Raw genomic sequence first — 25,789 nt, forward strand, 5'->3', positions numbered from 1 at the left:
GATACGGCATAATCAGAAGTTCTTCAATGCTTCCTTAAGCACTTCCTCTACCGTGGTATTTTCCAGATTCACTTTCTTCACGGCCTTTAAGCTCTCCGTGCTTCCGTAGCCGAGGGCCACCAGCGCCTGGACAGCTTCCGACTGCACCGAATTGACTGCTGTATCCGCAGATCCTGCCGTTTCCACCTGGCCTGAGGGATGCAGCATCTCATCCAGATCCAGCTTGTCTTTCAGTTCAATGATCAGCTTCTCCGCCGTCTTTTTTCCGATTCCCGGCGTGGCGGAAATCGCCTTCACGTCTCCCGCCAGAACCGCAAAACGCAGATCATCCGCCGAAAGCTGGGACAAAATTCCCAGCCCTCCCTTCGGCCCGATGCCGCTGACCCCGATCAGCAGCTTAAAAATGGCCAGATCATCCCGGGTGAGAAACCCGAATAACTGCATGGCATCCTCCCGGACATTCAGATAGGTGTGAAGCTTGACTTCATTCCCAATCCGGGGCAAAAGCCCCATGGCGCGCTCAGGCATAAAAACGCCGTAGCCCACGCCCTGGACATCCACGATCACTTTATCCCGTTCCATCGCCGCAAGTGTTCCTCTGATGTAAGATATCATTCCTGTATGCCTCCCTTATCTGTATCCCTGCCTTCACAGATACGCCCGTATTTACAATTTTCGGCCGGATGCCCTGCAGCCGTGGACTCTAACCGCCCATACCCCTGCATAGGCCCGCTACTCAAACCGAAAATTCTTCAGCCGTCTCAATACCTGGTCTGCGGCAACGCCGATCAGCAGCCCGGTCATCACCCCCGCAATCAGAAGAACCGGAAAGTAATACCCCACCCGGTAAGTCTTCACGGCAGCCATCGCCACGAGAAGCTGCCCTACATTGTGAGAGATTCCGCCTGCGGCGCTGACTCCCATCACGCTGAACTTCCCGGTTCTTTTCAGGGCCGCCATCACAAGCAGGCTCAAAATCCCGCCCGCCAGGCTGTACAGAATACTGAACAGGTTCCCGAACATAAAGCCGGACAGGATGACGCGCACGACCGCCAAAAGGAACGCTTCCCCTGCATTCCTTTTATATAGAAAGATCACGGTCAGCAGATTTGCAAGCCCCAGTTTGATCCCGGGAACCCCAAACTGGATGGGAACCAATGTCTCGATATAACTGAAAATAAGTGCCAGTGCCGTAAATACACCGAAATATGCTGCTTTGTATCTCAAATATAGATTCCTCCCGCCAGTCTTGCGCCCCCATTCATTCGGTAAAACCGTCACGTGACCGCATCCAACTCCCGTTCCTCTCCGCCTGTAATGGAAACCACTACTTTATTGGGCAGACAGATGATGCTCTCCCCTTCCCGTGAAATTGCCTTTTGGTTCACGCACAGCTTGTCCGGGCAGTCCGCCCAAACCATGTCTGCTTTTCCGTCCTTGATCACCAGACGGTTCCCATCCCCAATCTCAACGGTACGGTCCTCCGAAAGCGGCCAGGAGCCAAATACTTCCCCGTCTATGGTAACGACTGCCGCGCCGTCCTTCTGCTGAGGCCGAAAAAAATAAACCCCAAGAAAAACAGCGGACACAGCCAGCACCACTGCAATCAGAATCCAATCGTTCTTCTTCATAGCGCCTCCCAAAGCTCTGCCGATTTCTTTGAACATCATATCATATACCTTTCAAGATTGCAACTCTTTCCGAATATCTGTTCGCCCGGATATTTTCTTACTGGAGCACCCAAAGGGTGTGAACAGTAACGATATTTTGCCCCTGAATGTAATTGAGAAAGATAAGGATTGTATTCTTTCTTTTCCCCGGATATAATATATTTGGTGCTGTCAGACTGCACAGGATATTGGAAAGGAACGACCTATGAAAAAAGCAACTGCATTTCTTATCATCATTTTACTGATTCTGGCCCTGTCCTCCTGCTCCCTCCCGCGTAAGGATGAGAAACTGAGTGTTGCAGGACTTTATTTTGATACCGTAATCCAGATTGACGCATGGGGCGTCCGTACTTCTGTTTTGGAAGAATGCAAAGAAATCTGCGAAGCCTACGAAGCGCTTTTCAGCAATAAGATCGAAACCAGCGAAGTATCCCGAATCAACGCATCCGCCGGAAGTCCTGTGAAGGTCTCTCAGGAAACTTTGGATCTGATCTCTCTGGGGCTGAAATACTGTGAATTGTCCGGTGGAAAATTTGACATCACCATTGCACCCTTAAGCGACCTCTGGAATTTTACGGACAACCCGGACCATGTGATTCCGGACGCCGCGGCCATCGAGGAAGCCCGCTCCCATGTGGATTACAAAAAAGTTCTGATTGATGAAGAAGCCTGTACGGTCACACTCCAGGACCCGCAGGCAAAAATAGACCTGGGCGGTATTGCCAAGGGTTACATTGCCGACCGGCTGAAAGAATATCTGAAAAAAGAGGGTGTGGAGCATGCCCTGATCAATCTGGGCGGAAATGTCCTCACCCTGGGTACGTCCAGTGACGGAAGCCCCTTTCGCATCGGCATCCAGAAGCCCTTTGATGAACAGAATATCCCCATTGATACTGTGGAAATTCAGGACCGCTCCGTAGTCTCATCTGGGGTTTACCAGCGATATTTTGAAAAGGACGGCCGCCTTTACCACCACATCCTTGACCCCGAGACAGGCTATCCCTATGCCAACGGCCTGCTCCAGGCAACCGTCATCACCGATTCCTCCGCAGACGGGGATGCGCTCAGCACCTGCTGCTTTGCCCTGGGCCTGGAAGAGGGAAGCGCTCTGGCGGAAAGCCTGGGGGATGTACAGGCCGTCTTTGTGACCGAAGATTACAGCCTGCACTATGCGGGATACCAGTGAACGCAGAGGGCTTTAAGCCCTCCCAGCCCGTTTTCATCGTTTGACTTTGCCTGATCTATTCTGTTCCTCGTATTGCTTAAGGTTGCCATTTTAAACTGTCCATTGTATAATATTTTCTGACATGAAGCAAAAGCGAGGTGAACATTCATGACATGGGAACGCCTTTTACAAAAGAAGGAGCAGTTCAGCAAAATACGGGACATTCTTCCCAGGGAAGCGCTAGAGAGCTTCGACCGAAGCTTTGATATCGAATATGCGCACAACTCCACAGCAATCGAAGGCAACACGCTTACACTGATCCAGACCAAAGCCATTCTGGAGGACGGTCTCTCCGTTGGCGGAAAAACGATCCGCGAGATCTATGAAGTAGCCAATCATGCAAAAGCCTTCACTTATGTAAAAAAACGCGTCGCAGAAGGAAAGCCTTTGGATGAGTCTTCTATGAAGGATATACCATTCGCGGAGATGATCGCCGCATTGGAGGAAGCACGGCTGGACGAATACCTTTCCATCAATCCGGAACCGGCCGCGGAATAAGCTTCTGCGGATTCTGTTCCTGCTGCATTCCTGAATACCAGCGCCGCAATCCCGCAGACCACAAAAGGGAGGATCATGCGCCAAACGCATCATCCTCCCTGTCAATTTTCCAAATCTTTCTAAATTCTGTTACGATACCGGAATCTTCCGCGGCGTAATGATCTTCCGCGGGCACTTATCCGCGCAGACACCGCAGTTCGTACACTTCTGTGCATCAATATGGGCCAGGAAATTGGTCACCTTGATGGCTCCCGCCTCACAGTTGCGCTCGCACAGCTTACAGCCGATACAGCCCACAAGACATACGTCCATCAAAGCCTTTCCTTTTTCATTGGAATTACACTGTACAAAAGTCTTCTGGTCATAGGGAACCAGCTCGATCAGCTTCTTCGGGCAGGCCGCAATACATTTTCCGCAGGCCTTGCACTTTTCCTTATCTACAACCGCGATCCCGTCCACTACATGGATTGCGTCAAAAGGACATGCCTTCACACAGGAGCCAAAGCCCAGACAGCCGTAATCGCAGCCCTTCGGCCCGGTATCCTGCATCATGCTGGCCATGGTACAGTCCTGGATTCCATAGTATGTATACTCATCCTGCGCCTTTTCACAGGTTCCGCCGCACTTCACAAACGCGGTCTGACGCACCTGGTCTCCGGCCGCCTGCCCCATGATATCACCGATCTTTGCCGCCACCGGCGCGCCGCCTACCGGACAGGCGCCCACTTCCGCCTCTCCTTTGACGATGGCCGCAGCCAGTCCGGAACAGCCCGCATATCCGCAGCCGCCGCAGTTATTTCCCGGAAGGACGCCTAAGATGGCTTCCTCACGCTCATCCACCTCCACGGCAAAGGCTTTGCCGGAGATTCCAAGGAAGACGCCGATCAACAATCCGGTTCCGCCGACAATGACGGCGGCCAGTAAAATTCCTGTCATGCTCATGCTTTTTCTTCCCTCCTTAAATCAGTCCGGAAAATCCGAAGAACGCAATCGCCATCAGGCCGGAGGTTACCAGCACAATGGGAGTTCCCTGGAATGATTCCGTAATGTCGTTGTATTCGATTTTCTCCCGGATTCCGGCCATCAGTACGATAGCCACCGTGAATCCGACAGCCGTACCGATCCCGTAGATCAGCCCTTCCAGGATGCTGTAGGACTTCTGCACATTGGTCAGGGCAACGCCCAGTACCGCACAGTTGGTCGTAATCAGCGGAAGGTATACGCCCAGCGCATTGTACAGGGGCGGCATCGACTTTTTCAGGAACATTTCCACAAACTGCACCAGCGCCGCAATGACCAGGATAAACACGATGGTCTGCAGGTATTCCACATGTGCCGGCACCAGGATACATTTATAGATGATACTCGTTACAAGGGAAGCGATGGAAATTACGAAAATTACCGCGCCGCCCATGCCGCCTGCCGTCTTTACATTTTTGGAAACGCCGAGGAACGGACAGATTCCCAAGAACTGGCTGAGTACGACATTATTTACAAATGCGGAACCAACCGCGATCAATAATAATTCTTTCATCTTCTATCCCCTCCTACTCTGTTTTTCCGGCATCCGCGGATTTGCCTGCTTTTGCCTCGGAAGCCGCCCCGCAGGCCGCCTTCTTACCGCAGGACGCACAGTCCGTACCGCATCCGATCAGCTCCGCTTTTGGGTCGCCCTTTGCTTCGGCCCGCTTCTTCGCCTTGTTCTGCAGGGCTGTCAGTCCTGCCAGCACGAAAAATGCGCCAGGCGCCAGGATAAAGATGGTGATCGGCTCATAGGAGGAGGGCAGAACCTGGACATTGAACGCCTTGCCGGAGCCCAGCAGCTCACGCACAATACCGATGGCTGTCAGGCCCACCGTAAATCCAAGGCCCATTCCGATCCCGTCGAAGATGGACGGAAGCACCGGATTCTTGGACGCATAGCTCTCTGCCCTTCCCAGGATGATACAGTTTACTACGATCAATGGGATATAGAGTCCCAATGACGCATACAGGCTGGGAACGAATCCCTGCAGCAGAAACTGCACGATGGTCACGAAGGACGCAACTACAACGATAAATGCCGGAATACGCACCGAATCCGGTATAATTTTACGCAGCATGGAGATCAGCATGTTGGACAATACCAGAACCACCGTCGTGGAAAGCCCCATTCCGATCCCGTTGATAGCCGAGGTGGTAACCGCCAGCGTCGGACACATTCCAAGCATCAGCACGAAGGTAGGATTTTCTTTGATCAGGCCGTTGTACAGCCTCTCTGTATACTTATTCATTGAGCACTACCTCCTAACACATTCTGAAAATAAACCAGCGCGCAGTCCACCGCATTCGTCACGGCGTTGGTGGTGATGGTGGCGCCGCTTAAGGCATCGATCTTGTCGTCCCCATCCTCTCCGCTCTTTGTATAGGAAAACTTCTCTACCTGCTTATCCTTGAACTGGTTTTTGAAATCATCTTCTGCCGCCTTCATTCCCAGGCCGGCCGTCTCGCTGATCTCAAGCATCTCGATTCCCTTTACCGTGCCGTCGGACAGGATTCCCACGGAAATCTTGATATCCCCGCCGTAGCCTTCGTGGGAGGTAACCGTGATCACATATCCCATCACCGAGCCGGATGCGTCCAATGCCTTGGCCACTTCCGCGATATCGTCTCCGGTATATCCGGCTTCCTGCAGTACATTCGCCGCGGCTGCCGCATCCAGTGTGTCGTCCACCGTAAACTCCGCCGCGTCCGCAAGCACCGTCTTATAAGCCTCCTGCTTTGCATTTTCCTGAGCCTGCGCAATGGGGGCCTTGGTGATCTCGTAGACCAGCCCCAGAAGGCATCCCGCAACGATGGTAATGGCCGACAGGATCAGGGTATTTTTCACTATTTTATTCATTATTTTTCTCCTCCTTTACCAAATGGTTTTGGAAGAGTAACCTTTTCGATCAACGGAACCAAAAGGTTACTGATGATGATCGCGTAGGATACGCCCTCCGCAGAACTGCCGAACAGACGGAACAGTCCGGTCAGCACTCCTAAGCAGATCCCGTATACGATCTGTCCCCCTTTGGTGATGGGGGAGGTCACATAGTCGGTGGCCATGAACCATGCGCCCAGCATCAGGCCGCCGCCGCAGAGATGGGCGGTGATATACTGGGGATCAAGTCCGTGTCCTCCGAACAGTACGATGAAGACCACAAAGCTTGCGATATATGTACCCGGAATCCGAAGATCAATGATCCCCATCAGAAGCAGGAGCATAGCGCCCAGCATGATGGCCAGTACGGAGGTCTCCCCGATGGTTCCCCGAATGTTCCCCACCAGCATGTTCATGGAGTTGACCGCTTCCCCTGCCTTTAAATCCGCAAGTGGAGTCGGCCCGGTCACGCCGTCATATACAAAGTAAGTCATCCGTCCGGTAAAGGAGATCAGAAGGAAACACCTTGCCCCCAGCGCCGGGTTCATGAAGTTCTGTCCCAGCCCGCCGAACAGCTGCTTTACCACCAGAATCGCGAACACAGAGCCAAGCGCTCCCATCCAGAGCGGCAGTGTGGGCGGCAGGTTCAGTGCCAGAAGCAGGCCTGTCACCACCGCGCTGAAATCCTTGATGGTGATCGGTTTTTTCATCAGTTTCTCATAAATGTATTCTGTCAGCACTGCCGTACCTGTGGTAACCACAACAAGCAGCCATGCATTCTCATGTCGGAAGTTATAGATTCCAAAGAAAGTTGCAGGCAACAGTGCGATCACTACCAGCAGCATGATATTGCTGGTTGTCACCTTATCCCGGATATGCGGGGAGGATGATACGTTTAATTTTCCATTCACTGTTCTTTCACCTCTCTATTTCTTCTTTTTATTTGCAAGGGCAATCTTTCTCATGGAACCGATGGACTGCTTGAGCGGACGCTTTGCCGGACAGACGTAGCTGCAGGAGCCGCATTCCACGCACTCCAAACCGTTCTGTGAGGTAAATGTCTCCTCATCGTGGCGCTCCGCATAGTCCGCAAGCCTGGACGGAATGATCCGGCTGGGGCATACTTCCACACAGCGGCCACAGTTGATACAGGGCGTGGACATGGCCTTTGCCACAATGTCCTCCTGGAAGGCCAGAATCGCGGAAGAGGTCTTGGTCACCGGCGCATCCAGCGTGATCATGGCAAATCCCATCATGGGCCCGCCGGAGATCAGCTTTTCCGGTTCCTTTTTGAACCCGCCTGCCGCCTCGATCAGCTCCCGGTGGTTGGTTCCCAGCAGCACCTTGAAGTTCCCCGGCTTCTCCACCGCATCCCCGCTGACGGTCACGATCCGCTCTGTCAGCGGTTTTCCGTTGATCACCGCGTTATGGATGCCGACCAGTGTCTCCACATTGTCCACGATGCAGCCTGCGTCCGCGGGAAGCATGGTGGAATTGATGGCGCGCTTCGTCAGCGCGTAGATCAGCTGGCGCTCCGCCCCCTGGGGGTACTTGGTCTGCAGCGCGCAGACTTTCATCCGGGGCTCATCCTTGACAGCCTCCTCAAGCTTTGCGATACAGTCTTTCTTGTTGTCCTCCACGCCGAAGATTCCCTGGGCGTGCTCGAACATGGAAAGGATGACCCGCATTCCGCTGACCAGTTCCTCGGTATTCTCCAGCATTCTTCTGTAGTCCGCAGTGATATACGGCTCACACTCCGCGCAGTTCGCGATTATATACTCAATCTTCTCCGGCTCCTTGGGGGAAAGCTTTACACGGGTCGGAAAACCTGCACCTCCCATGCCGACAATCCCGGCGTCCCCGATCCGGCCCAGGATTTCGTCCCTTGTCATCTCAGCCAGCGGCTTCACCGGAGCAGCTTCTGCTTCTTTGTATTCTCCGTCATTCTCAATGACGATACAATCCACACTGCTGCCTGTTGGATTCAAATGTTTTTCCAGCGCTTTCACAGTCCCGGACACAGACGCATATACAGGCGCGGATACAAAGCCGCCCGCATCTGCGATCTTCTGGCCTTTTAACACATAGTCGCCCTTTTTCACGGCTGCGATAGCCGGCGCACCGATGTGCTGGGAAAGTGGATACACCAGATCACCCTGCGGCATCACTTCCGTGATCGGCTGGTCTTTTGCCAGGCTCTTGCCGTCGTTGGGATGGATACCACCCTTAAAAGTTAAAAGTCCCATTCTTTTTTCCTTCCTTTCTTCTATATCACATGATACATTCTACAGTACTTTGTATACAAAATCCAGTAAAATTCATGATTTTATTGTATCTTTCTGGGAACATCCTGACGGATTTTTAACAAGAAAAAAGGACGGAAACCCTTATGTCCCCGTCCAGTTGTCTCTTCTCTCACTCAGGCATCCTTACTCCATATCCGCCTGCTCTGCCATCTCAAGAGCCTTCATGCTCAGGCTGATCTTCTTGTCCGCCTCGTTGAGGTCCACGATCTTCGCCTGGATCTCCTGTCCGATGGAAAGTACGTCTGCCGGCTTATCGACATGCGCTCTGGAAATCTGAGATACATGGAGCAGTGCGTCTACTCCCGGTGCCAGCTCTACAAACGCACCAAAGTCTGTCATACGCGCTACTTTTCCTGTGATCACGGAACCAACCGCAAAATCCTCGGACGCATGCGCCCACGGATTGGTCTCCGGGAACTTCAGGCTGAGTGCAACCTTTGTATCGTTGATATCCTTTACAAGGACTCTTAAGTTGTCTCCAACCTTGAATACCTTCTTCGGATTCTCCACTCTTCCCCATGACATCTCGGAAATATGGAGCAGACCGTCAACGCCGCCCAGATCCACAAACGCGCCGAAATCTGTCACGTTCTTTACAACGCCTTCGATGGTATCGCCTACCTGCAGGCGTGCAAACAATTCTCTCTGCTTCTCTGCGCGCTCCGCAACCAGAAGCTGCCTTCTGTCGCCGATGACGCGGTTTCTTCTCGGGTTAAACTCGCTGATCACAAATTCGATCTCTTTTCCGTCGTATTTGCTCAGGTCTTTCTCATAAGAGTCGGACACCAGGCTTGCAGGAATAAAGACGCGTACACCTTCTACCTCTGCGCACAAACCGCCGCCAAGGATCTGGGTCACTGTTGCTTTCAATACCTCTTTATTCTCAAAAGCTTCTTTCAGCCTTTCATTGCTCTTTTCTGCCGCCAGTCTCTTATAAGTCAGCAACACCTGTCCTTCTCCGTCATTCACCTTCAGTACCTTCACTGTCATGGCATCCCCTATGGAGACAACCGTTGTCAGATCAAGGGAGGAGTCATTGGAATATTCATTTTTTGTAATAATTCCGTCTGCTTTATATCCAATATTGAGGATAATCTCATCGGGTTTTACATCAATTACTGTCCCTTCTACAACTTCTCCATTGTGAATTGTTTTGAATGACTCGTCTAACATTTGTTCAAAAGATAACTCTGACATTATTTGAACCTCCTCAATTATTTTGTTGGGCGTGGACGCCCCCGCTGTAATACCTACTGTTTCCACTGACCCTAATTGATTCAAATTCAAATCGTCAAGTGTCTGTATGTAGTACGTATCCTTACATGCTTTCGCACATATTTCAAATAACTTCTGGGTGTTAGAACTGTGCTTGTCTCCAATCACAATCATTGCATCCACCTTTTCCGCAATACGCAGGGCCTCCATCTGTCGTTCCTTAGTTGCATTGCAGATTGTATTTAAAACAATTATATCATAACTCTTTTCGGAAATAATTTCAACTAAATCTTTAAATTTATTGTAATTAAATGTCGTTTGGGCCACAACACACACTTTTTTTTCAGGAATTTTGGAATGATTTTCCGGTTTTGAGAAATAATTTTCAATATTTCTGGAAAGTTCTTCTATCTCTTCCGCATTTCGGACCACCGACGCGTTTTCCCCGGCCCATCCGCGGATGCCCTGCACCTCGGGATGGGACGGGTCGCCGATGATGACGATATAATTTCCCTTTTCGCTTTCCTTCCGGACAATGTTGTGGATTTTTTTCACATAGGGGCAGGTGGCGTCCACGATGGAAATGTGTTTGGACTTCAGTTTGTCGCAGATCCGCTTCTCCACCCCATGGGAACGGATGATAACCGTCCCCCCGGCGACGGCGTCCAGCTCGTCCTCCGTCCGAAGGACCACGGCCCCCCGCTGTTCGATGTCCCGGATGACTTCCTCGTTGTGGATGATGGGGCCATAGGTGTAGATCTTTCCCCCGTCCTCCCGGGCCAGCTCCCGATATACCGTGTCCACGGCACGCTTCACGCCGAAACAGAAGCCGGCGGTTTTTGCTAAAATTACGTTCATAGATGTAGATCCTCTCACCTGCATAATCCGGCGATCTTCTCCACCACTTCCGCGATGGTCATATCCGAGCTGTCCACCAGCACGGCGTCCGCAGCCTGCTTAAGGGGAGCCACCTCCCGGTTCATATCCCGGTCATCCCGCTCCTGGATGTCTTTTGCGATCTCCTGGTAATCGCAGGCAGCGCCTTTTTCGATGAGTTCCTCATACCTGCGCCGGGCCCGTGTCTCCACACTGGCTGTCAGATAGATCTTCACATCCGCGCCGGGCAGGATGTTGGTTCCGATGTCCCTGCCGTCCATGATCACATCCTTCTCCCGGGCCAGGGAACGCTGCAGCTCCAGAAGCCGCTCCCGCACCTCCGGGATAATGGAGGTCTTAGACGCCATATTGCCTACCTCCTCAGCCCGCAGCTTGGAGGAAATGTTTTCTCCGTTCAGATAGACCTGCTGCACGCCCTCCTCATAGCGGATGCTTACCTCCGCCTCCCCGGCGGCGGCAATGATTCCCGCCCTGTCCTCCGGGGCGATCCCTTTTTCCAGAAAGTAAACGGCCAGCGCCCGGTACATGGCGCCGGTATCTACATAGATGTATCCCTTCTCCTTTGCCACCAGCTTCGCGATGGTGCTTTTGCCCGCCCCTGACGGGCCGTCAATGGCTACGTTATATCCCATAATACACGACTCCTCCTGTTATACAAACTAATTCAGACAATATTATGAAACGGCATTCCCCGCCGCATATCCTGTGGACCAGGCGATCTGCAGGTTGAATCCGCCGGTAAGCGCGTCCAGATCCAGCACTTCCCCGGCAAAATACAGCCCCTTCACATGCCGGGATTCCATGGTGCCCGGATCCACATCCCTGACGCTGACCCCGCCCCGTGTGATGATTGCCTCCTGAAATCCCCGAAGCCCCGTCAGAGTCATCCGAAAATTTTTGATCAGTTCCGCAAATCCCCGCCGTTCCTCCTTGGAGATCTCATTCACCTTTTTCTCAGGCGGGATCTGACCAAGTTCGATCATGACCGGCTTTAGCTTGGCCGGAAACAGCTTGTCTACGGCATTTTTAAACTGTCTGTTCTTCTGTTCCTCAAAATCCCGCAAGATCCGCTGATCCAACTGCTCTGCCGTCAATCCGGGCTTTAAGTCGATCTTCAAGGTCAGCTCCCGAACCCTTTGCTTCTTCTGCCCGGCATCTTCCGCCGCCCCATCCTCCGAAGCATTTTGGGCTGTCAGCCGCCCTCCGACCACACTGCTGGCGCTTAGGATCACCGGGCCGCTGACCCCATAGTGGGTGAACAGCATTTCCCCAAATTCTTCATACAGTTTCTTTTTCCCGTCATATACCGATACCGCCACATTGCGCAGGGAAAGCCCCTGAAGTTCTTTTGCGTACCATTCCTTCACTTCCATGGGGACCAGGGAAGGCGTTGGCTTCGTTATCCTGTGGCCGGAATCTGCCGCAAAGCGGTACCCGTCCCCCGTACTTCCGGTGGACGGATAGGAAAGCCCTCCTGTGGCCAGGATGCAGGCGTCCCCTTCCACCTGTTTCCCCTTTTTTAAAAGCAGCCCGGAAAACGCCCCGTCTTCCGTCAGCACGTCCTTCACCTCGCAGTGCAGATGGATCTGCACTCCTAAGCGCTTCATCTCCTGCTCCAGCACACGGATCACATCCGAAGAATGGTCTGATGCGGGAAACACCCGGTTTCCCCTCTCCGTTTTGATCTTAAGCCCCAGGTTTTCAAAAAAATCCATCGCCTGTTCATTGGTGAATCCGTAAAAAGCACTGTACAAAAACTTCGGATTGCTGACTACGGAAGCGAACAGCGTATCCAGATCGCAGGCATTGGTCAGATTGCACCGGCCCTTGCCTGTGATAAAAAGCTTCTTTCCAAGCTTCTCATTTTTTTCAAATACATGGACTTCATGTCCGTTCCCGGCGGCGGCGATGGCCGCCATCATTCCGGCAGCCCCGCCGCCTGCCACCAATACTTTGCTCATCGTCTATTCTTCTTTCGCATCAGATTGCTCTTGTATATTCTCTCAGCCACGTTCTCTCTTCCTCCGTCAGATGGGGGCCGATCTTCTCATATACCTTCTGATGGTAGTCGTTGAGAAGCTGCTTCTCCTGCTCTGTCATCAGCCCCGGGTCGATGGCATCCAGGTCGATGGGTACGTATGTGAGGATTTCAAAATGCAGGAACTGCCCGTATTCATTCTTCTCCCCTTCCGCCACCATCAGCTCATTCTCGATCCGGATTCCATGAGAACCTTCTATATAAATACCCGGTTCGTCGGTGATCACCATGCCAACCTCCAGGGCCGGATATTTGGATTTGCCGGGCACCTTCTTCCAGTGAAAATTGGCCGGCGGCTCATGGATATTTCCCAGATATCCCACGCCGTGTCCGGTTCCGTGGTTATAATTGATCCCCTGCCTCCAGAACGGCTCCCGCGCGGCATAATCCAGCGTCATGCCTGAACAGCCGTACAAAAACCTGGCGTCCGCCAGACGCAGCATTCCGCACACGACCGTGGTAAAATGCCGCCTCTCTTCCCCGGTGATCTCTCCTAAGGCAACCGTCCTGGTGATGTCCGTGGAGCCTTCATAGTAGTGTCCGCCGGTGTCGGTCAGGAAAAGCCCCTCTGTTTTCAGTTCCACATTCGTTTCCGGCGTGGAAGAATAGTGGGCGCATGCCGCGTGCTCCTTATAGGCGCAGATCGGCCCGAAGCTGGGGCCTAAGAAATGCTCCTGCATCCCCCGGAGGGCTTCCAGCTTGGCAGAGGCACTCAGCTCCGTGATCCGTTCTTTCCCGATGGTTGTTTTCAGCCAGTACATGAACTTTGTGTGGGCGATCCCGTCCTTGATGTGGGCATTTCGGATGTTCTCTGCCTCCACCGGATTTTTCACCGCCTTCATCATCAGGATCGGATTTTCTGCCTGCACTTTGGAAACCTCCCCGGAAAGGTTGCTGAACAGGGCATAGTTCATCTGCTCCGGGTCCAGCATCACGGTCTCATCCTTTGTAAAACGCTTCATCCGCTCATAGATGTCGTCATAAGGATAGACCTTGACATGGTTTTCCTGAAAATGCGCCAGGATCTCCCCGGAAAACTTCCGCTCATCCGCATACAGGTCCACCCTGTCCTTCCCAACCACCGCGTAGGAAAGGAGCAGCGGAAAATACTCCACATCATTTCCCCGGATATTCAGAAGCCATCCGATATCATCCAGGCTGGTGATCACCAGCACATCCGCCTTCTGCTCTTCCATGGCTTTGCGCACCCGGGACAGCTTTTTCTCCACGGTTTCCCCGGCATACCGGATATCCAGCAGAAACGCCGGCTTCTCGGAAAGGGGCGGTCTCTCTTCCCAGATTTCATCCACAAGATCCAGGTCATAGCGCACGCTGCCGCCTTTGTCCGCCGCAATCTCCGCGTATTCCTGCCCTTTCGCGACTCCCACCGTGCGGCCGTCAAATCCGATCACGCCCTGGTCCGTGAGTTCTTTTTTCAAAAATTCTTCGATGGTTGGCACCTCCGGTTCTCCCATCTTCTGCAGGACAACCCCGCTTTCTTTCAGCTCCTGGGCCGCCTGGATAAAATATCTGCCGTCCGTCCACAGATACGCCTGATCCTGCAGAACCACCGCCGTACCCGCAGACCCGGTAAAGCCTGTCAGAAATTTTCTCGCTTTAAAATGCTCCCCCACATATTCACTCTGGTGATAGTCTGCGGTGGGAACAATATAAATCTGTATATCCTTTTTCTTCATCTGTTCCTGAAGCTTCTCAATTCTTTCCCGAACTGTCATGTTTTTTGCCCCTTCATTCATTTATTCCCGCGAAGCAGATTGCTGCGCTATAATTTTGATGCCCCGTCAGCTTGCTGCGGGGTCTTTGACTTCCTGAAAAAAAGCCGACGCCGCTTTTCATGTGGAGGAAACCGGCCCCGGCTTTTTACTGTCATTTCATCTATTGTCTTATACCGGATAAGCCCCGTTCTCCGTATCTGCCACCTTGGCATCTACCTTTGTCTGCTGGGCTTCCCTGTACTTGAAAAAGTCTACCGCCACCTGTGGGAAAAGCGCGTAGCTGAGTACGTCCTCATCCTGCTGAATCCACTGCGCGCATTCCTTGCGGAGCGTATCCAGCTCGTCCGGGATCAGGTCTGCCGGACGGCAGGTGATGATCTCGGCGTCCTCTCCCACAACCTTCTTCTGGATCTCCGCATTGAACGGTTTTACGGTTGCGCCGTATTTACCGGTCAGCACGTCCTTGGTCTCCTTGGTAGCCATCTTATAGCGCTCGCCCATCAGTACGTTGAACACGGCCTGAGTTCCCACGATCTGGGAAGAAGGAGTAACCAATGGCGGCTCCCCAAGGTCTGCCCTTACACGCGGCACTTCTTCCAGCACGTCGTAGAACTTGTCTTCCGCACCCTGTTCTTTGAGCTGGCTTGTCAGGTTGGAGAGCATACCGCCCGGTACCTGATACAGCAGTGTCTTGATATTAACGCCCATGTTCTTCGGGTTCAGCAGGCCGCTTGCGAGAGCCTCGTCCCGGATCGGACGGAAATAGTCCGCGATCTCAGCCAGAAGGTTCTGATCCAGCCCTGTATCGTAAGGCGTCCCTTTGAAGGTCTCCACCATAACCTCTGTGGCCGGCTGGGAGGTTCCCAGTGCGAAGGGCGACATTGCGGTGTCGATGATGTCCGCCCCTGCCTCGATGGATTTCAGGTAGGTCATGGAGCCTACACCGGAGGTATAGTGTGTATGCATCTCGATGGGGATCTCCACCGCTTCCTTCAGAGCGGTTACAAGCTCCGTTGCCTGATACGGGCAGAGAAGGCCCGCCATATCCTTGACACAGATGGAGTTTGCACCCATATCCTGAATCCGCTTTGCCAGATCCATCCAGTATTCCAGCGTATACGCGTCGCCCAGTGTGTAGGACATGGCAACCTGCGCATGCGCCTTTTCCTTGTTGGCTGCCGTTACGGCTGTCTGCAGGTTGCGGATATCGTTCATACAGTCAAAGATCCGGATGATGTCGATGCCGTTTGACGCGGACTTCTGTACGAAGTACTCTACCACGTCGTCCGCATAGGGGCGGTATCCCAGGATGTTCTGCCCGCGGAAGAGCATCTGCAGCTTTGTATTCTTAAATCCGTCGCGGAACTTCCGAAGCCGCTCCCACGGATCTTCCTTCAGGAAACGCAAGGATGCGTCAAAGGTTGCGCCTCCCCAGCATTCTACCGCATGGTATCCGACCTTGTCCATCTTCTCCACGATCGGCAGCATCTGCTCTGTCGTCATTCTTGTAGCGATCAGGGACTGATGCGCGTCACGCAGAATAGTCTCTGTGATTTTTACCGGTTTTTTTGCTATTTCTGCCATTCAATTTGTCCTCCATTTTATTTTACACCAAATATCGCCATAAAGGTTCCGGCTGCCACCGCAGTACCGATTACCCCGGCCACATTCGGTCCCATTGCATGCATCAGAAGGAAGTTGGTCGGATCTGCCTCCGCACCCACCTTCTGGGAAACTCTGGCTGCCATCGGAACCGCGGATACGCCGGCGGAACCGATCAGCGGATTCACCTTGCCTCCGGTCGCCTTGCACATCAGCTTTCCGAACAGGACTCCGGCTGCCGTTCCGAATGCAAACGCCACCAGTCCGAGGATTACGATCTTAATCGTACTCCAGTTCAAAAATGCCTCAGCGCTTGTAGTCGCGCCTACGGATGTTCCCAGCAGGATGACTACGATATACATCAGCGCATTGGAAGCTGTCTCTGTGAGCTGTCTTACCACGCCGCACTCCCGGAACAGGTTACCCAGCATGAGCATACCAACCAGGGGAGCCGTTGTAGGCAGGATCACACAGACAACGATGGTTACGACGATGGGAAACAGAATCCGCTCCAGCTTGCTGACCGGACGAAGCTGCTCCATCTTGATCTTCCGCTCTTCCTCTGTCGTCAGAAGCTTCATGATCGGAGGCTGAATGATCGGTACCAGGGACATATAGGAATATGCCGCCACGGCGATAGGCCCCATGATCGCGGTCTGCTGCAGCTTTCCTGCCAGGAAAATGGAGGTCGGCCCGTCCGCCCCGCCGATGATGGAGATCGCTGCCGCTGCCTTATCCGAGAATCCCATTGCCATGGCACCCAGATAAGCCGCAAAGATACCGAACTGTGCTGCCGCTCCTAAAAGGAAGCTCTTCGGATTGGCGATCAGCGGTCCGAAATCGGTCATCGCGCCGACGCCCATGAAGATCAGGGACGGAAGGATAGCCCATTCATCCAACACATAAAAATAGTAGAGGAGTCCGCCCACTCCGTTTGAGGAGTCCTCGGCATGGAGCATGATATCCGGATAGATATTGACAAGCAGCATACCGAAGGCAATCGGAACAAGGAGCAGCGGCTCAAATTCATGCCTGATTGCTAAATATAGGAACACGCAGGCAACCACGATCATGATGACATTCCCCCAGGTCAGGTTCATGAACGCGGTCTGCTCAATGAGGTGTCCCAACGTATTTGAAATATATTCCATTTGTTAAACCTCCGTATTTACACTAGTTTAATGTAGCCAATACTGCTCCTGCTTCTACTGCATCGCCGACTGCTACATCAATACTAGCAACTGTTCCTGCCTCCGGGGCAACAACCGGGATCTCCATCTTCATGGCTTCGATAATGACAACCGGGTCACCGGCCTGTACGCTCTGTCCGACGCTGGCCTCGATCTTGAATACCTTGCCTGCCGCACCGGCTTTCACCTGGATGCTGCCTGCACCTGCCGCTGCCTTGGGCGCTGCGGGAGCCGCTTTCGGAGCTTGTGCCGGAGCCGCCGCTGCCGCAGGTCTTGCTGCCGGAGCCGCGCCTGCGCCGTTCTCTTCTACCGTTACATCATAGACATTTCCATTTACTGTGATCGTATAATTTTTCATTTTTATTTTCCTCCTTATTTCACCTTACGGATGCATTCCATTTATTGGATTTTCTTCTCTTAATCGAACGTACCACGAATCCGTCGGTGGTCGTTCCCTCCGCCGCTGCGATCGCTGCCGCAATCACGGCGATCAGTTCACTGTCATCGGTCTGTACCTCCGCTGCCGGCTCTGCCGCTGCTGCCGGGGCCGGTGCAGGCGCTGCCGGAGCAGTCTCTTTTTTGCGGAACTTCTCTTCCAATGCCGGAATCTTCTCAAACAGTGAAATAATAAATGAAATGAAAATCAAAACCACGAATACGGTTCCCATTCCCAGGACCGTATTCAGCCCGGCTTTTTTCAGGATCTCGAGCGTCGAATAGTGCGCGTTGACCGTGATGCTCTCCATCTGCCCGCCCTCGTCAAAGGCAAACTGCAGATCGGCATCTCTTTCTTCCCCTTTCAGAGGAGCCGAAAGCACTGCGCCTGTGTTGGTGACCTCCATCGTGAAATCACCGATTTCCAGAAATTCACCGCAGTCCTCCCTGCCGGACTTCCAGGCGTCAATCATAGTCCGGAAGTTTTCTCCCGAGATCGGAAATCCTGTCATCATCAGTGTATAATCCAGGTTGTAATCAGGCATGGACCGATACTGTTCAAACTCCTCTTCTGACATCTTGCTGAAATTATCGATGATCCCCTGGGCATACTGCTGCAGCCTTTCCTGATCATACTCTTTTTCCGCTGACTTGCTTCCGCATCCTGCCAGGCAGAAGATCAGGATAAGGACAAGTCCTGCTATACTTAATTTTTTCTTCACTTCGCCTCACCTCACTAAACCGTACCGTGCTTTTTGTCGGGACGATCCTCTCTTTTTGTGAACAGCATCTCAAATGCGCCGATCACATATTTTCTGGTGTCTGCAGGTTCAATGATCGCATCCACATATCCCCGCCTTGCCGCAGACATGGGGCTGGACTGGAGCTCTTTGTAAGCCGCCGCCTTTTCTTTGAGCACTTCGGCATCCGCATCCGCGTACATGATCTTCGCCGCAAGCGCGGAATCCATCATACCGATCTGTGTATCCGGCCATGCGTAGACCAGATCCGCTCCGATGGACTTGCTGTTCATCGCCACGTAAGCGCTGCCGTAAGCCTTGCCCACAATCACATTCACCTTCGGCACCGTCGCGTTGGCAAATGCGTAGGTCAGCTTCGCAACGCTCTTTGCCATATCCTTTTCCGCTGCTTTTGTCGCTTCATAACCGGTCACATTGGTCAACGTCAGGACCGGGATGGAAAACGCGTCGCAGAAGTTCAGGAAATCCGCTGCCTTCCTGCAGCCGTCCACCGTCAGCACGGTATCAAAGCTCTCCGCGTTCCCTTCCGCGTCGTAGATCTTGGAGCGGTTTGCAAGGGCGCCGATCGTCATGCCGTTGAGACGGATGAAGCCTGCCGCCATCTCTTTTGCATATTCCTTCTTCACCTCGAAGAACACCTGGCTGTCCGAAATCTGCGCAAGCGCAATGCCCGTATCCTCGGATGCATTGGCAATATCCGCACAGACACGGTTCAGGTCGTCCAGGCATTCCTCATAGGAATTATCATCTTCATTGTTGGCCGGAATCATACTGATCAGAGTACGGATCTGGCCTAAAATCTCTTCTTCTGTCCCAATACCGTCCACCAGTCCGGAAGTCCGGCTCTGATACTCGGCGCTGGATGTATCGCATTTGGAAATTTCATTTCCCTCCAGGGCATTTGGGGAGTTCACAAACAGTCTGCCTTCCTTGCTTTCCATAAATGTGAAATCCGTCAGTCCGGGAACTACCGCAAGGCCGCCGCCGCACATTCCGAAGATCGCGGTGATCTGCGGAATCACACCGGAGGCAAAAGCCTGCTTATGGTACAGGCTTCCGAACGCTTCCAGCGCATCGGTCGCTTCCTGAAGACGCAGGCCCGCACAGTCAACCAGACCGATCACCGGCGCACCCATCTTCATTGCCATATCGTAAATGTTCGCAATCTTTCTTGCATGCATCTCGCCTACCGCGCCCTTTAATACGGTCGCATCCTGGCTGTATACATACACCAGATTACCATCGATCACCCCGTATCCGGTGATGACACCATCGGATGGAGTCTCTTTTGCCTGCAGGTTGAAATCGGTACTTCTGGCAGTCACAGCGCCGCCGATCTCAACAAAGCTTCCCTCATCAAGCATTGAGGCAATTCTTCTGCTTGCTGGGTTCCCAGTTGCATTGTAGCTCATATTTTAGCCCTCCATATAAAAAAGTTTGTATAAATTAAACCAAAATTTATGCCTATTTTAGTATAAACTAATTGGGTGAAAATTACAATCAAAAAAAGTGGAAAATGGGAGAAATGCTTGTGGGTGGGGAGGGGACGGGTTTTCGACAGTTTCAAGTATGAAAAATTGTTCTAAAGCCTTATGGTAGGCGTATTTTTTTGTCAAATTTTTCTTGTTTTTATGTTGTATGTGCTGTATGTTTGTGATATAATGTTTTTGAGGTGATGTTCTATGAAGCTTTACTTTGATAAACGTCTCAAGGATCCTACCTATTACGCACAGCAGGGAATCCGAAATGGGAAAAAAACTACCACTCGAAATGTCAAAAACTTCGGGAAGCATTCTGAACTTCTCAAAATAACAGACGATCCGGAAGCATATGTCAGAGAAGAAATCAGAAAAATGAATGAAGAGTACCGCGTTGGTAAAGTCACTTTTAATCTGACTGCCGATTTTAACGAAAAGGTGAAATCTACAGAGCTTGAAGCCTCTTCCTCCAACTGGGTCAACATCGGATATTTCTTTCTTCAGAATATTATGAAACATCTCAGCCTTAAAGAATTCTTTCGCCAGAAAACGGACACCCGGAGAGTTACATATGACTGTTTTACAATCTCACGTTTCCTTACCTACGCGAGAATCCTGGATCCCAGCTCTAAGCTTGCCACCTGGAACCGCCGGGATTCCTACTACGAGCAGCCGGATTTCGATTACCAGCACATCCTCCGGTTTATGGATCTTTTAGAAAATAATTATGACGATTACCTGATGTGGCTTTTTAAGTATAGCAATTCGATCGTCAAACGTGATACTTCTGTCCTTTATTATGACTGTACGAATTTCTACTTCGAGTGCGAACAGCCCGACGAAGATATCGTGGATGAAGTGACCGGTGAGGTGATCCATGGATTGAGAAAATATGGCCTGAGCAAAGAACACCGCCCGAACCCGATTGTAGAGATGGGACTTTTCATGGACAGCAGGGGCATTCCCATCACCATGTGCCTCCATTCCGGTAATACCAGTGAACAGCTTACGGCAATCCCTTTAGAAAAAGAAGTCCTTAAAATGATAGATGGTTCCAAATTCATTTATTGTGCGGATGCCGGCCTGGGTTCCTATAACATCCGCAAATTTAACAGTATGGGGGGCCGGGCCTTTATTGTGACCCAGTCCATCAAAAAACTTAGTAATGCACTCAAACAGGCGGTATTCAATGACTGCGATTACCGGCTGCTGTCCAACGACACCTTGATAAAAATAGAAGATATGAAGGGCTTTGACAGACACAAGAAAGAAAACCTGAAACTATATAATGATTTCGCGTATAAGGTAGTCCTTGCAGATAAGGTCATTGATCTTGGGCTGTACGAAGAAAAAATATTAAAAAATGGCAAAGTCAAACGCGTGAAAGCAACCGGCACTCTCAAACAGCGCCTGATCATAACGTTTTCAAGAAAAATGATGGAATATCAGAGAACTGTACGTGACCGCCAAATCGAACGTGCACGAAAGCTGTTAGAGAAAAAAGATCCGGAAGAAATAAAAAAAGGGCCAAATGATGTAAAACGATTTTTGAAGCGGGTCGCTCATACAAAATCTGGCGAAAAAGCAACCATTGAATATGTTCTCGACGAATCGAAGATTGCAGAAGAAGAGAAATATGACGGATATTATGCCGCAGCAACAAACCTTTGTGACCCGGCCAAGGAAATTCTGGCAGTTTCACACAAGAGATATCAGATAGAGGATTGTTTCAGGATCATGAAAACGAATTTCACCGGGAGACCTGTAAACCATCGATTGCCGAATCGTATCAGGGCGCACTTTCTGATATGCTATACGGCATTGCTGGTATATCGCTTGCTTGAGGCCAGGCTGGATGATCAGGGGACACATGTCACTCCGGAGAATCTGATCACCACATTGAAAAACATGAATGTAACGAATATACATGATGTCGAGTATATGGCACTCTACAATGGCAGCAAAGCACTTGATGCACTGAACCAATTAACATCTTTAGATTTGGATAGACTTCATTACAAACCAACGGAACTGAATAAAAAAATAAAAAAAATTTTAGGATAGCGATTACATACAACATTTTTTGCCAAAGAAAACTCCGGCAATCCCAGTATTTATAAGGATTATCGGAGTTTTTAAATTTTCAAAGTGTCGAAAACGGGAAATTACAATCAAAAAAAGTGGAAAATGGGAGAAATGCTTGTGGGTGGGGAGGGGACGCTCAGACAGGGAGGATGGCCCGCGTCACCCCGCTTTCGCTTCGCAAAAAACGCAGCGGTGCTAAGCTCGAAAAAACCTCGCTAAGCGCCGGCGTTTTTTGAGAGGTTCCTTCGGGCCATCCTCCCTGTCTGAGCTGTGTACCGGCAGCACTGCGGATTTCTGCCGCAGCGGATGACTGACCGGGACGAAGCGGAGGGGAATGGGGGGGTAAAAAAACAGCGGGGATGCCGTTTTGGCATCCCCTATCACACAAAATATAGTTTGTTGTCTCTTTCATCAGAGTCTCTTTGATCAGAGCCTTTTGGCGATGGCTTTGATGAAATCCTCGCTGTTAAGTACTGTCGGGTTTTCCATCGTCGTGATCAATGCGAGGTCTTTGGTCATTTCGCCGGACTCTATGGTGGATATGGTGGCTTTTTCCAGTTTGTCGGCGAAATCCATCAGGGGCTGGTTTGCGTCCAGTTCGCCTCGTTTTCTGAGGGCGCCGGTCCAGGCGAAGATGGTGGCTACGGAGTTGGTGGAAGTCTCTTCTCCCTGGAGGTGCTTGTAGTAGTGGCGCTGTACGGTGCCGTGGGCGGCCTCGTATTCGTAGTAGCCGTCCGGGGATACGAGGACGGAGGTCATCATAGCCAGGGAACCGAAGGCGGATGAGACCATATCGCTCATCACGTCGCCGTCGTAGTTCTTGCAGGCCCAGATGTAGCCTCCCTCGGACTTCATGACACGGGCTACCGCGTCGTCGATCAGGGTGTAGAAGTAGACGATTCCTGCGGCTTTGAATTTGTCCGCATACTCTGCGTCGTAGATCTCCTGGAAAATGTCCTTGAATGTGTGGTCATATTTTTTGGAGATCGTGTCCTTGGTTGCGAACCAGAGGTCCTGCTTTGTGTCCAGGGCATAGTTGAAGCAGCTTCTCGCGAAGCTTGCGATGGACGGATTCAGGTTGTGCATTCCCTGGGCTACCCCGGGAGCGGTATACTCATGCACCAGTTCGCGTGTCTCGGTTCCGTCCCCGGCAGTGTAGACCAGCTCCACCTTTCCGGGGCCCGGAATCTTCATCTCCGTGTTCTTATATACATCCCCGTAAGCGTGCCTTGCAATGGTGATGGGCTTCTTCCAGTTCTTGACGCAGGGCTCGATTCCTTTCACCACAATGGGCGCGCGGAATACGGTGCCGTCCAGAATGGCACGGATCGTACCGTTGGGGCTCTTCCACATCTCCTTTAAGTCATACTCGTCCATACGTGCCGCATTGGGCGTGATGGTGGCGCACTTTACGGCAACCTTATATTTTTTCGTGGCGTTGGCGGAATCCACGGTGACCTGGTCGTCCGTCTCGTTGCGGTGTTCCAGTCCCAGGTCATAATACTCCGTATTCAGCTCGATAAACGGCTCCAGCAAATGATCCTTGATCATCTTCCAGAGAATCCGGGTCATCTCGTCCCCGTCCATTTCCACGATCGGCGTTGTCATTTTTATTTTTTCCATTGGCTGTACCCTCCTGTTTCTCATCGCTGCCCTTCGATCTCCTGCTCTTGTGTCTCCTGCTTCTGCAGGTTGCGCATCACATGGAGCACATGTTCATTTGCCAGTTGTTCCGCCAGGTCCGCATCCTTATCCCGGATCGCCCGCAGGATCTGCTTATGCTCCCGGATGGATTTTCTGGCCCGCTCCTCCGAGACCATGGAAGACCTTCTCGCCATCAGGGAATATCTGTGGAAATCCGTCAGCACATGGCTCAGTATCCGGCTCTGGGATGCTTCATACAGAACCATATGGAACTTGCCGTCCAGATCCGTTACCTGCTGTGCACCGCTGCCGTCCCGCCTTGCATGAAATTCCGAAAGAAAAATGATCTCTTCCAGCTCCTCAAGCTGCTCCTCCGTGATATGCTCCGTGGCCCACCGGGCGCAGAGCCCTTCCAGCATAAAACGCATCTCATAGATGTCCTGGATGTCCTTGTCCGTAATCCCGGTCACATACGCCCCCTTATTAGGGATGATCGTTACCAGCCCTTCCAGCTCAAGCTGCCGAAGGGCCTCCCGGACCGGCGTCCTGCTGACCCCCAGTTCTTTTCCAAGGGCAACCTCCCGAAGCTCTTCCTGCTCTTTATATGTTCCATTCAAAATGCCGTCCCGAATACTTCGGAACACATGGCTTCTCAAAGAATTTTCCTGATATCCCTCCATGATTCCCTCCCGTCAATACCAAACCAGTCATGCATCCGAAACAGGTGTTCCGATGTAAACTCTCAAACGTAAGCTTTTTCCAAAAAATGGCTGTCTGTATAATTGTATACATTTATACAATTCTTGTCAATATAAGAATTTCAAAGGACTGCATACAGACATTGAATGTCTTGCAGTTCACGGCCTGACCGACCGCGAACTGGGACAGAAAGCCTGACTGAATATGTTCGTATCAACGGCAGAAAACCGGCCGGGTTCTGCGTCAGACAATCACCCGGACCTTTAACACTCCTTCGATGTCTTCCAGCCTTTTCACTACATTTCCTGAAATCTCCGCATCTACATCAATCATGGTATATGCATATGCTTTTTTGCTTTTATTGGTCATCAATGTGATATTCATATTTTCCTTCGCAAGAAGCGAGGTAAATTGTCCCAACATATTTGGGATATTCCGGTGCAGGATGGTAACCCGGCTTCCCTCTTCCTTGGATCCCATATTGCAGTCCGGATAATTCACGGAATGGGAAATATTTCCGTTTTCCAGATAATCCCGCAGCGCCTTGGCAGCCATCTTCGCGCAGTTATCCTCGGATTCCTCGGTGGACGCTCCCAGATGGGGAATCACGATGGCCCCCTTCACTCCCGCGATCTCCGGGGTCGGAAAATCGGTTACATACCGCTTCACCGAACCGGAAAGCAGCCCATCCACGATGGCCTCGCTGTCCACCAGCACATCCCGGGCAAAATTCAGGATGGTGACGCCCTTTTTCATCAGGCTGATGGCCTCCCGGTTGATCATGCCCTTGGTGCTGTCCAGGGCGGGCACATGGATCGAAATATAGTCGCACTCCTTGTAGAGCTCATCTACGGTCTTTGCATGGTGGATATTCCTGGAAAGCTGCCATGCGGCATCCACGGACACATACGGATCGTACCCGTAGACGTCCATCCCCAGATGGGTGGCGGTGTTGGCCACCCGCACACCGATGGCGCCCAGGCCGATGACTCCTAACTTCTTGCCGTCCAGCTCTCTTCCGGCAAAGGCTTTTTTTGCTTTCTCCGCTTCCTTGGCCAGATCCCCGTCCTCTTCGTGCTCCTGCACCCAGTTGATGCCGCCGATGATATCCCGGGCTGCCAAAAGCATCCCTGCCAGGACTAACTCCTTCACCCCGTTGGCATTGGCGCCGGGGGTATTGAATACGACGATTCCCTTTTCCGCGCATTTCTCCAACGGTATATTGTTCACTCCGGCCCCTGCCCGGGCAACCGCTTTTAAGTCTTTTCCAAACTCCATCTCATGCATGGATGCGCTGCGGACGAGGATCGCATCTGCCTCTTCCGGGCTTTCCACCCTGACGTAGTTCTCGTCAAATCTTTCGATGCCGACAGGTGCAATTGGATTCAGGCAATGATATTTATACATC

General features: G+C 51.8%; 24 protein-coding genes. 3 read left to right on the forward strand and 21 right to left on the reverse strand.

All coding sequences use genetic code 11. The annotated features are described in order from the left end of the window. Nucleotides 1-12: 12 nt before the first annotated feature. The 3 genes from ruvA to EBB54_RS11350 form a co-directional block, all read right to left on the reverse strand. Nucleotides 13-615 carry a Holliday junction branch migration protein RuvA gene (gene ruvA / locus EBB54_RS11340; protein ID WP_125127508.1) on the reverse strand — a complete coding sequence of 201 codons (603 nt, stop codon included), beginning with the start codon at nucleotides 613-615 and terminating at the stop codon, nucleotides 13-15. A gap of 117 nt (nucleotides 616-732) precedes the next feature. Continuing rightward, the gene (locus EBB54_RS11345; RefSeq protein ID WP_125127509.1) at nucleotides 733-1,227 is read right to left on the reverse strand and encodes a Gx transporter family protein; all 495 of its coding nucleotides are present in this window, start codon (nucleotides 1,225-1,227) and stop codon (nucleotides 733-735) included. A gap of 50 nt (nucleotides 1,228-1,277) precedes the next feature. Further along, a complete protein-coding gene (locus EBB54_RS11350; protein WP_004080752.1) occupies nucleotides 1,278-1,631 on the reverse strand; it encodes a NusG domain II-containing protein in 354 nt (117 codons plus the stop codon). A 244-nt stretch (nucleotides 1,632-1,875) separates the two neighbouring features. Here EBB54_RS11350 and EBB54_RS11355 point away from each other — a divergent pair, with 244 nt between their 5' ends. Together EBB54_RS11355 and EBB54_RS11360 are read left to right on the forward strand one after the other, a co-directional pair. Next, the gene (locus EBB54_RS11355) at nucleotides 1,876-2,856 is read left to right on the forward strand and encodes an FAD:protein FMN transferase (protein WP_125127510.1); all 981 of its coding nucleotides are present in this window, start codon (nucleotides 1,876-1,878) and stop codon (nucleotides 2,854-2,856) included. Between the two features lie 147 nt (nucleotides 2,857-3,003). After that, the gene (locus EBB54_RS11360; protein WP_125127511.1) at nucleotides 3,004-3,393 is read left to right on the forward strand and encodes a Fic family protein; all 390 of its coding nucleotides are present in this window, start codon (nucleotides 3,004-3,006) and stop codon (nucleotides 3,391-3,393) included. A gap of 129 nt (nucleotides 3,394-3,522) precedes the next feature. On the opposite strand, the gene EBB54_RS11365 is transcribed toward EBB54_RS11360, so the two are convergent. The 15 genes from EBB54_RS11365 to EBB54_RS11435 form a co-directional block, all read right to left on the reverse strand. Beyond that, entirely contained in the window at nucleotides 3,523-4,335 is an 813-nt protein-coding gene (locus EBB54_RS11365; protein ID WP_004080756.1) for an RnfABCDGE type electron transport complex subunit B, read from the reverse strand. Nucleotides 4,336-4,351: 16 nt separating this feature from the next. Next, nucleotides 4,352-4,927, reverse strand: a complete 576-nt coding sequence (locus tag EBB54_RS11370; protein ID WP_004080757.1) for an electron transport complex protein RnfA — start codon at nucleotides 4,925-4,927, stop codon at nucleotides 4,352-4,354. A gap of 13 nt (nucleotides 4,928-4,940) precedes the next feature. Continuing rightward, the gene (gene rsxE / locus EBB54_RS11375) at nucleotides 4,941-5,666 is read right to left on the reverse strand and encodes an electron transport complex subunit RsxE (RefSeq protein WP_125127512.1); all 726 of its coding nucleotides are present in this window, start codon (nucleotides 5,664-5,666) and stop codon (nucleotides 4,941-4,943) included. Further along, nucleotides 5,663-6,274 carry an RnfABCDGE type electron transport complex subunit G gene (locus EBB54_RS11380; RefSeq protein WP_125127513.1) on the reverse strand — a complete coding sequence of 204 codons (612 nt, stop codon included), beginning with the start codon at nucleotides 6,272-6,274 and terminating at the stop codon, nucleotides 5,663-5,665. Before EBB54_RS11380 ends, rsxE begins: the two co-directional genes overlap by 4 nt. Next, nucleotides 6,274-7,206: an RnfABCDGE type electron transport complex subunit D gene (locus EBB54_RS11385; protein WP_125127514.1), complete on the reverse strand. Its 933-nt coding sequence runs from the start codon at nucleotides 7,204-7,206 to the stop codon at nucleotides 6,274-6,276. The genes EBB54_RS11380 and EBB54_RS11385 overlap by 1 nt, the downstream gene beginning before the upstream one ends. A 15-nt stretch (nucleotides 7,207-7,221) precedes the next feature. Continuing rightward, nucleotides 7,222-8,541 carry an electron transport complex subunit RsxC gene (gene rsxC, locus EBB54_RS11390; protein WP_125127515.1) on the reverse strand — a complete coding sequence of 440 codons (1,320 nt, stop codon included), beginning with the start codon at nucleotides 8,539-8,541 and terminating at the stop codon, nucleotides 7,222-7,224. Between the two features lie 183 nt (nucleotides 8,542-8,724). Next, complete coding sequence (locus tag EBB54_RS11395; RefSeq protein WP_004080762.1) at nucleotides 8,725-10,674, reverse strand: bifunctional 4-hydroxy-3-methylbut-2-enyl diphosphate reductase/30S ribosomal protein S1; 1,950 nt, start codon at nucleotides 10,672-10,674, stop codon at nucleotides 8,725-8,727. A 14-nt stretch (nucleotides 10,675-10,688) separates the two neighbouring features. Next, nucleotides 10,689-11,345 (reverse strand): (d)CMP kinase, encoded by a 657-nt coding sequence (gene cmk / locus EBB54_RS11400; RefSeq protein ID WP_125127516.1) that lies wholly within the window; start codon nucleotides 11,343-11,345, stop codon nucleotides 10,689-10,691. Between the two features lie 42 nt (nucleotides 11,346-11,387). Beyond that, on the reverse strand, nucleotides 11,388-12,674 hold the full coding sequence (locus EBB54_RS11405) for a BaiN/RdsA family NAD(P)/FAD-dependent oxidoreductase (protein ID WP_125127517.1): 1,287 nt from the start codon (nucleotides 12,672-12,674) through the stop codon (nucleotides 11,388-11,390). A gap of 19 nt (nucleotides 12,675-12,693) precedes the next feature. Continuing rightward, the gene (locus tag EBB54_RS11410) at nucleotides 12,694-14,487 is read right to left on the reverse strand and encodes an aminopeptidase P family N-terminal domain-containing protein (RefSeq protein WP_125127518.1); all 1,794 of its coding nucleotides are present in this window, start codon (nucleotides 14,485-14,487) and stop codon (nucleotides 12,694-12,696) included. 168 nt (nucleotides 14,488-14,655) lie between these two features. Beyond that, the gene (locus EBB54_RS11415; protein WP_004080767.1) at nucleotides 14,656-16,071 is read right to left on the reverse strand and encodes an oxaloacetate decarboxylase subunit alpha; all 1,416 of its coding nucleotides are present in this window, start codon (nucleotides 16,069-16,071) and stop codon (nucleotides 14,656-14,658) included. A 17-nt stretch (nucleotides 16,072-16,088) separates the two neighbouring features. After that, complete coding sequence (locus tag EBB54_RS11420; RefSeq protein WP_125127519.1) at nucleotides 16,089-17,240, reverse strand: sodium ion-translocating decarboxylase subunit beta; 1,152 nt, start codon at nucleotides 17,238-17,240, stop codon at nucleotides 16,089-16,091. 22 nt (nucleotides 17,241-17,262) lie between these two features. Then, the gene (locus EBB54_RS11425; protein WP_125127520.1) at nucleotides 17,263-17,637 is read right to left on the reverse strand and encodes a biotin/lipoyl-containing protein; all 375 of its coding nucleotides are present in this window, start codon (nucleotides 17,635-17,637) and stop codon (nucleotides 17,263-17,265) included. Nucleotides 17,638-17,656: 19 nt separating this feature from the next. Further along, nucleotides 17,657-18,436 carry an OadG family transporter subunit gene (locus EBB54_RS11430; protein ID WP_125127521.1) on the reverse strand — a complete coding sequence of 260 codons (780 nt, stop codon included), beginning with the start codon at nucleotides 18,434-18,436 and terminating at the stop codon, nucleotides 17,657-17,659. 14 nt (nucleotides 18,437-18,450) lie between these two features. Beyond that, nucleotides 18,451-19,887 (reverse strand): acyl-CoA carboxylase subunit beta, encoded by a 1,437-nt coding sequence (locus EBB54_RS11435; RefSeq protein WP_125127522.1) that lies wholly within the window; start codon nucleotides 19,885-19,887, stop codon nucleotides 18,451-18,453. Nucleotides 19,888-20,157: 270 nt separating this feature from the next. Between EBB54_RS11435 and EBB54_RS11440 the strand changes: the two genes are divergently transcribed. Beyond that, nucleotides 20,158-22,017 carry an IS1634 family transposase gene (locus EBB54_RS11440; RefSeq protein WP_125127523.1) on the forward strand — a complete coding sequence of 620 codons (1,860 nt, stop codon included), beginning with the start codon at nucleotides 20,158-20,160 and terminating at the stop codon, nucleotides 22,015-22,017. A gap of 447 nt (nucleotides 22,018-22,464) precedes the next feature. Here EBB54_RS11440 and EBB54_RS11445 read toward each other — a convergent pair whose 3' ends face one another. The 3 genes from EBB54_RS11445 to EBB54_RS11455 all read right to left on the reverse strand — a co-directional run bounded on the left by EBB54_RS11445 (nucleotide 22,465) and on the right by EBB54_RS11455 (nucleotide 25,788). Then, entirely contained in the window at nucleotides 22,465-23,661 is a 1,197-nt protein-coding gene (locus EBB54_RS11445) for an NADP-dependent isocitrate dehydrogenase (protein WP_125127524.1), read from the reverse strand. A gap of 20 nt (nucleotides 23,662-23,681) precedes the next feature. Continuing rightward, a complete protein-coding gene (locus tag EBB54_RS11450; protein WP_125127525.1) occupies nucleotides 23,682-24,362 on the reverse strand; it encodes a GntR family transcriptional regulator in 681 nt (226 codons plus the stop codon). A 262-nt stretch (nucleotides 24,363-24,624) separates the two neighbouring features. Further along, on the reverse strand, nucleotides 24,625-25,788 hold the full coding sequence (locus tag EBB54_RS11455) for a phosphoglycerate dehydrogenase (RefSeq protein ID WP_004080788.1): 1,164 nt from the start codon (nucleotides 25,786-25,788) through the stop codon (nucleotides 24,625-24,627). Nucleotide 25,789 lies beyond the last annotated feature (1 nt).

The sequence above is a fragment of the Schaedlerella arabinosiphila genome (genome assembly GCF_003885045.1).
Classification (GTDB): Bacteria; Bacillota; Clostridia; order Lachnospirales; family Lachnospiraceae; genus Schaedlerella; species Schaedlerella arabinosiphila.

What these genes read in the sequence shown, in the direction of transcription:
- ruvA (WP_125127508.1), bottom strand. Translation starts at nt 615, where the DNA reads ATGATATCTTACATCAGAGGAACACTTGCGGCGATGGAACGGGATAAA.
- EBB54_RS11350 (WP_004080752.1), bottom strand. Translation starts at nt 1,631, where the DNA reads ATGAAGAAGAACGATTGGATTCTGATTGCAGTGGTGCTGGCTGTGTCC.
- EBB54_RS11355 (WP_125127510.1), top strand. Translation starts at nt 1,876, where the DNA reads ATGAAAAAAGCAACTGCATTTCTTATCATCATTTTACTGATTCTGGCC.
- EBB54_RS11360 (WP_125127511.1), top strand. Translation starts at nt 3,004, where the DNA reads ATGACATGGGAACGCCTTTTACAAAAGAAGGAGCAGTTCAGCAAAATA.
- EBB54_RS11365 (WP_004080756.1), bottom strand. Translation starts at nt 4,335, where the DNA reads ATGAGCATGACAGGAATTTTACTGGCCGCCGTCATTGTCGGCGGAACC.
- EBB54_RS11370 (WP_004080757.1), bottom strand. Translation starts at nt 4,927, where the DNA reads ATGAAAGAATTATTATTGATCGCGGTTGGTTCCGCATTTGTAAATAAT.
- rsxE (WP_125127512.1), bottom strand. Translation starts at nt 5,666, where the DNA reads ATGAATAAGTATACAGAGAGGCTGTACAACGGCCTGATCAAAGAAAAT.
- EBB54_RS11380 (WP_125127513.1), bottom strand. Translation starts at nt 6,274, where the DNA reads ATGAATAAAATAGTGAAAAATACCCTGATCCTGTCGGCCATTACCATC.
- rsxC (WP_125127515.1), bottom strand. Translation starts at nt 8,541, where the DNA reads ATGGGACTTTTAACTTTTAAGGGTGGTATCCATCCCAACGACGGCAAG.
- EBB54_RS11395 (WP_004080762.1), bottom strand. Translation starts at nt 10,674, where the DNA reads ATGAACGTAATTTTAGCAAAAACCGCCGGCTTCTGTTTCGGCGTGAAG.
- cmk (WP_125127516.1), bottom strand. Translation starts at nt 11,345, where the DNA reads ATGGGATATAACGTAGCCATTGACGGCCCGTCAGGGGCGGGCAAAAGC.
- EBB54_RS11405 (WP_125127517.1), bottom strand. Translation starts at nt 12,674, where the DNA reads ATGAGCAAAGTATTGGTGGCAGGCGGCGGGGCTGCCGGAATGATGGCG.
- EBB54_RS11410 (WP_125127518.1), bottom strand. Translation starts at nt 14,487, where the DNA reads ATGACAGTTCGGGAAAGAATTGAGAAGCTTCAGGAACAGATGAAGAAA.
- EBB54_RS11415 (WP_004080767.1), bottom strand. Translation starts at nt 16,071, where the DNA reads ATGGCAGAAATAGCAAAAAAACCGGTAAAAATCACAGAGACTATTCTG.
- EBB54_RS11420 (WP_125127519.1), bottom strand. Translation starts at nt 17,240, where the DNA reads ATGGAATATATTTCAAATACGTTGGGACACCTCATTGAGCAGACCGCG.
- EBB54_RS11425 (WP_125127520.1), bottom strand. Translation starts at nt 17,637, where the DNA reads ATGAAAAATTATACGATCACAGTAAATGGAAATGTCTATGATGTAACG.
- EBB54_RS11435 (WP_125127522.1), bottom strand. Translation starts at nt 19,887, where the DNA reads ATGAGCTACAATGCAACTGGGAACCCAGCAAGCAGAAGAATTGCCTCA.
- EBB54_RS11440 (WP_125127523.1), top strand. Translation starts at nt 20,158, where the DNA reads ATGAAGCTTTACTTTGATAAACGTCTCAAGGATCCTACCTATTACGCA.
- EBB54_RS11445 (WP_125127524.1), bottom strand. Translation starts at nt 23,661, where the DNA reads ATGGAAAAAATAAAAATGACAACGCCGATCGTGGAAATGGACGGGGAC.
- EBB54_RS11450 (WP_125127525.1), bottom strand. Translation starts at nt 24,362, where the DNA reads ATGGAGGGATATCAGGAAAATTCTTTGAGAAGCCATGTGTTCCGAAGT.
- EBB54_RS11455 (WP_004080788.1), bottom strand. Translation starts at nt 25,788, where the DNA reads ATGTATAAATATCATTGCCTGAATCCAATTGCACCTGTCGGCATCGAA.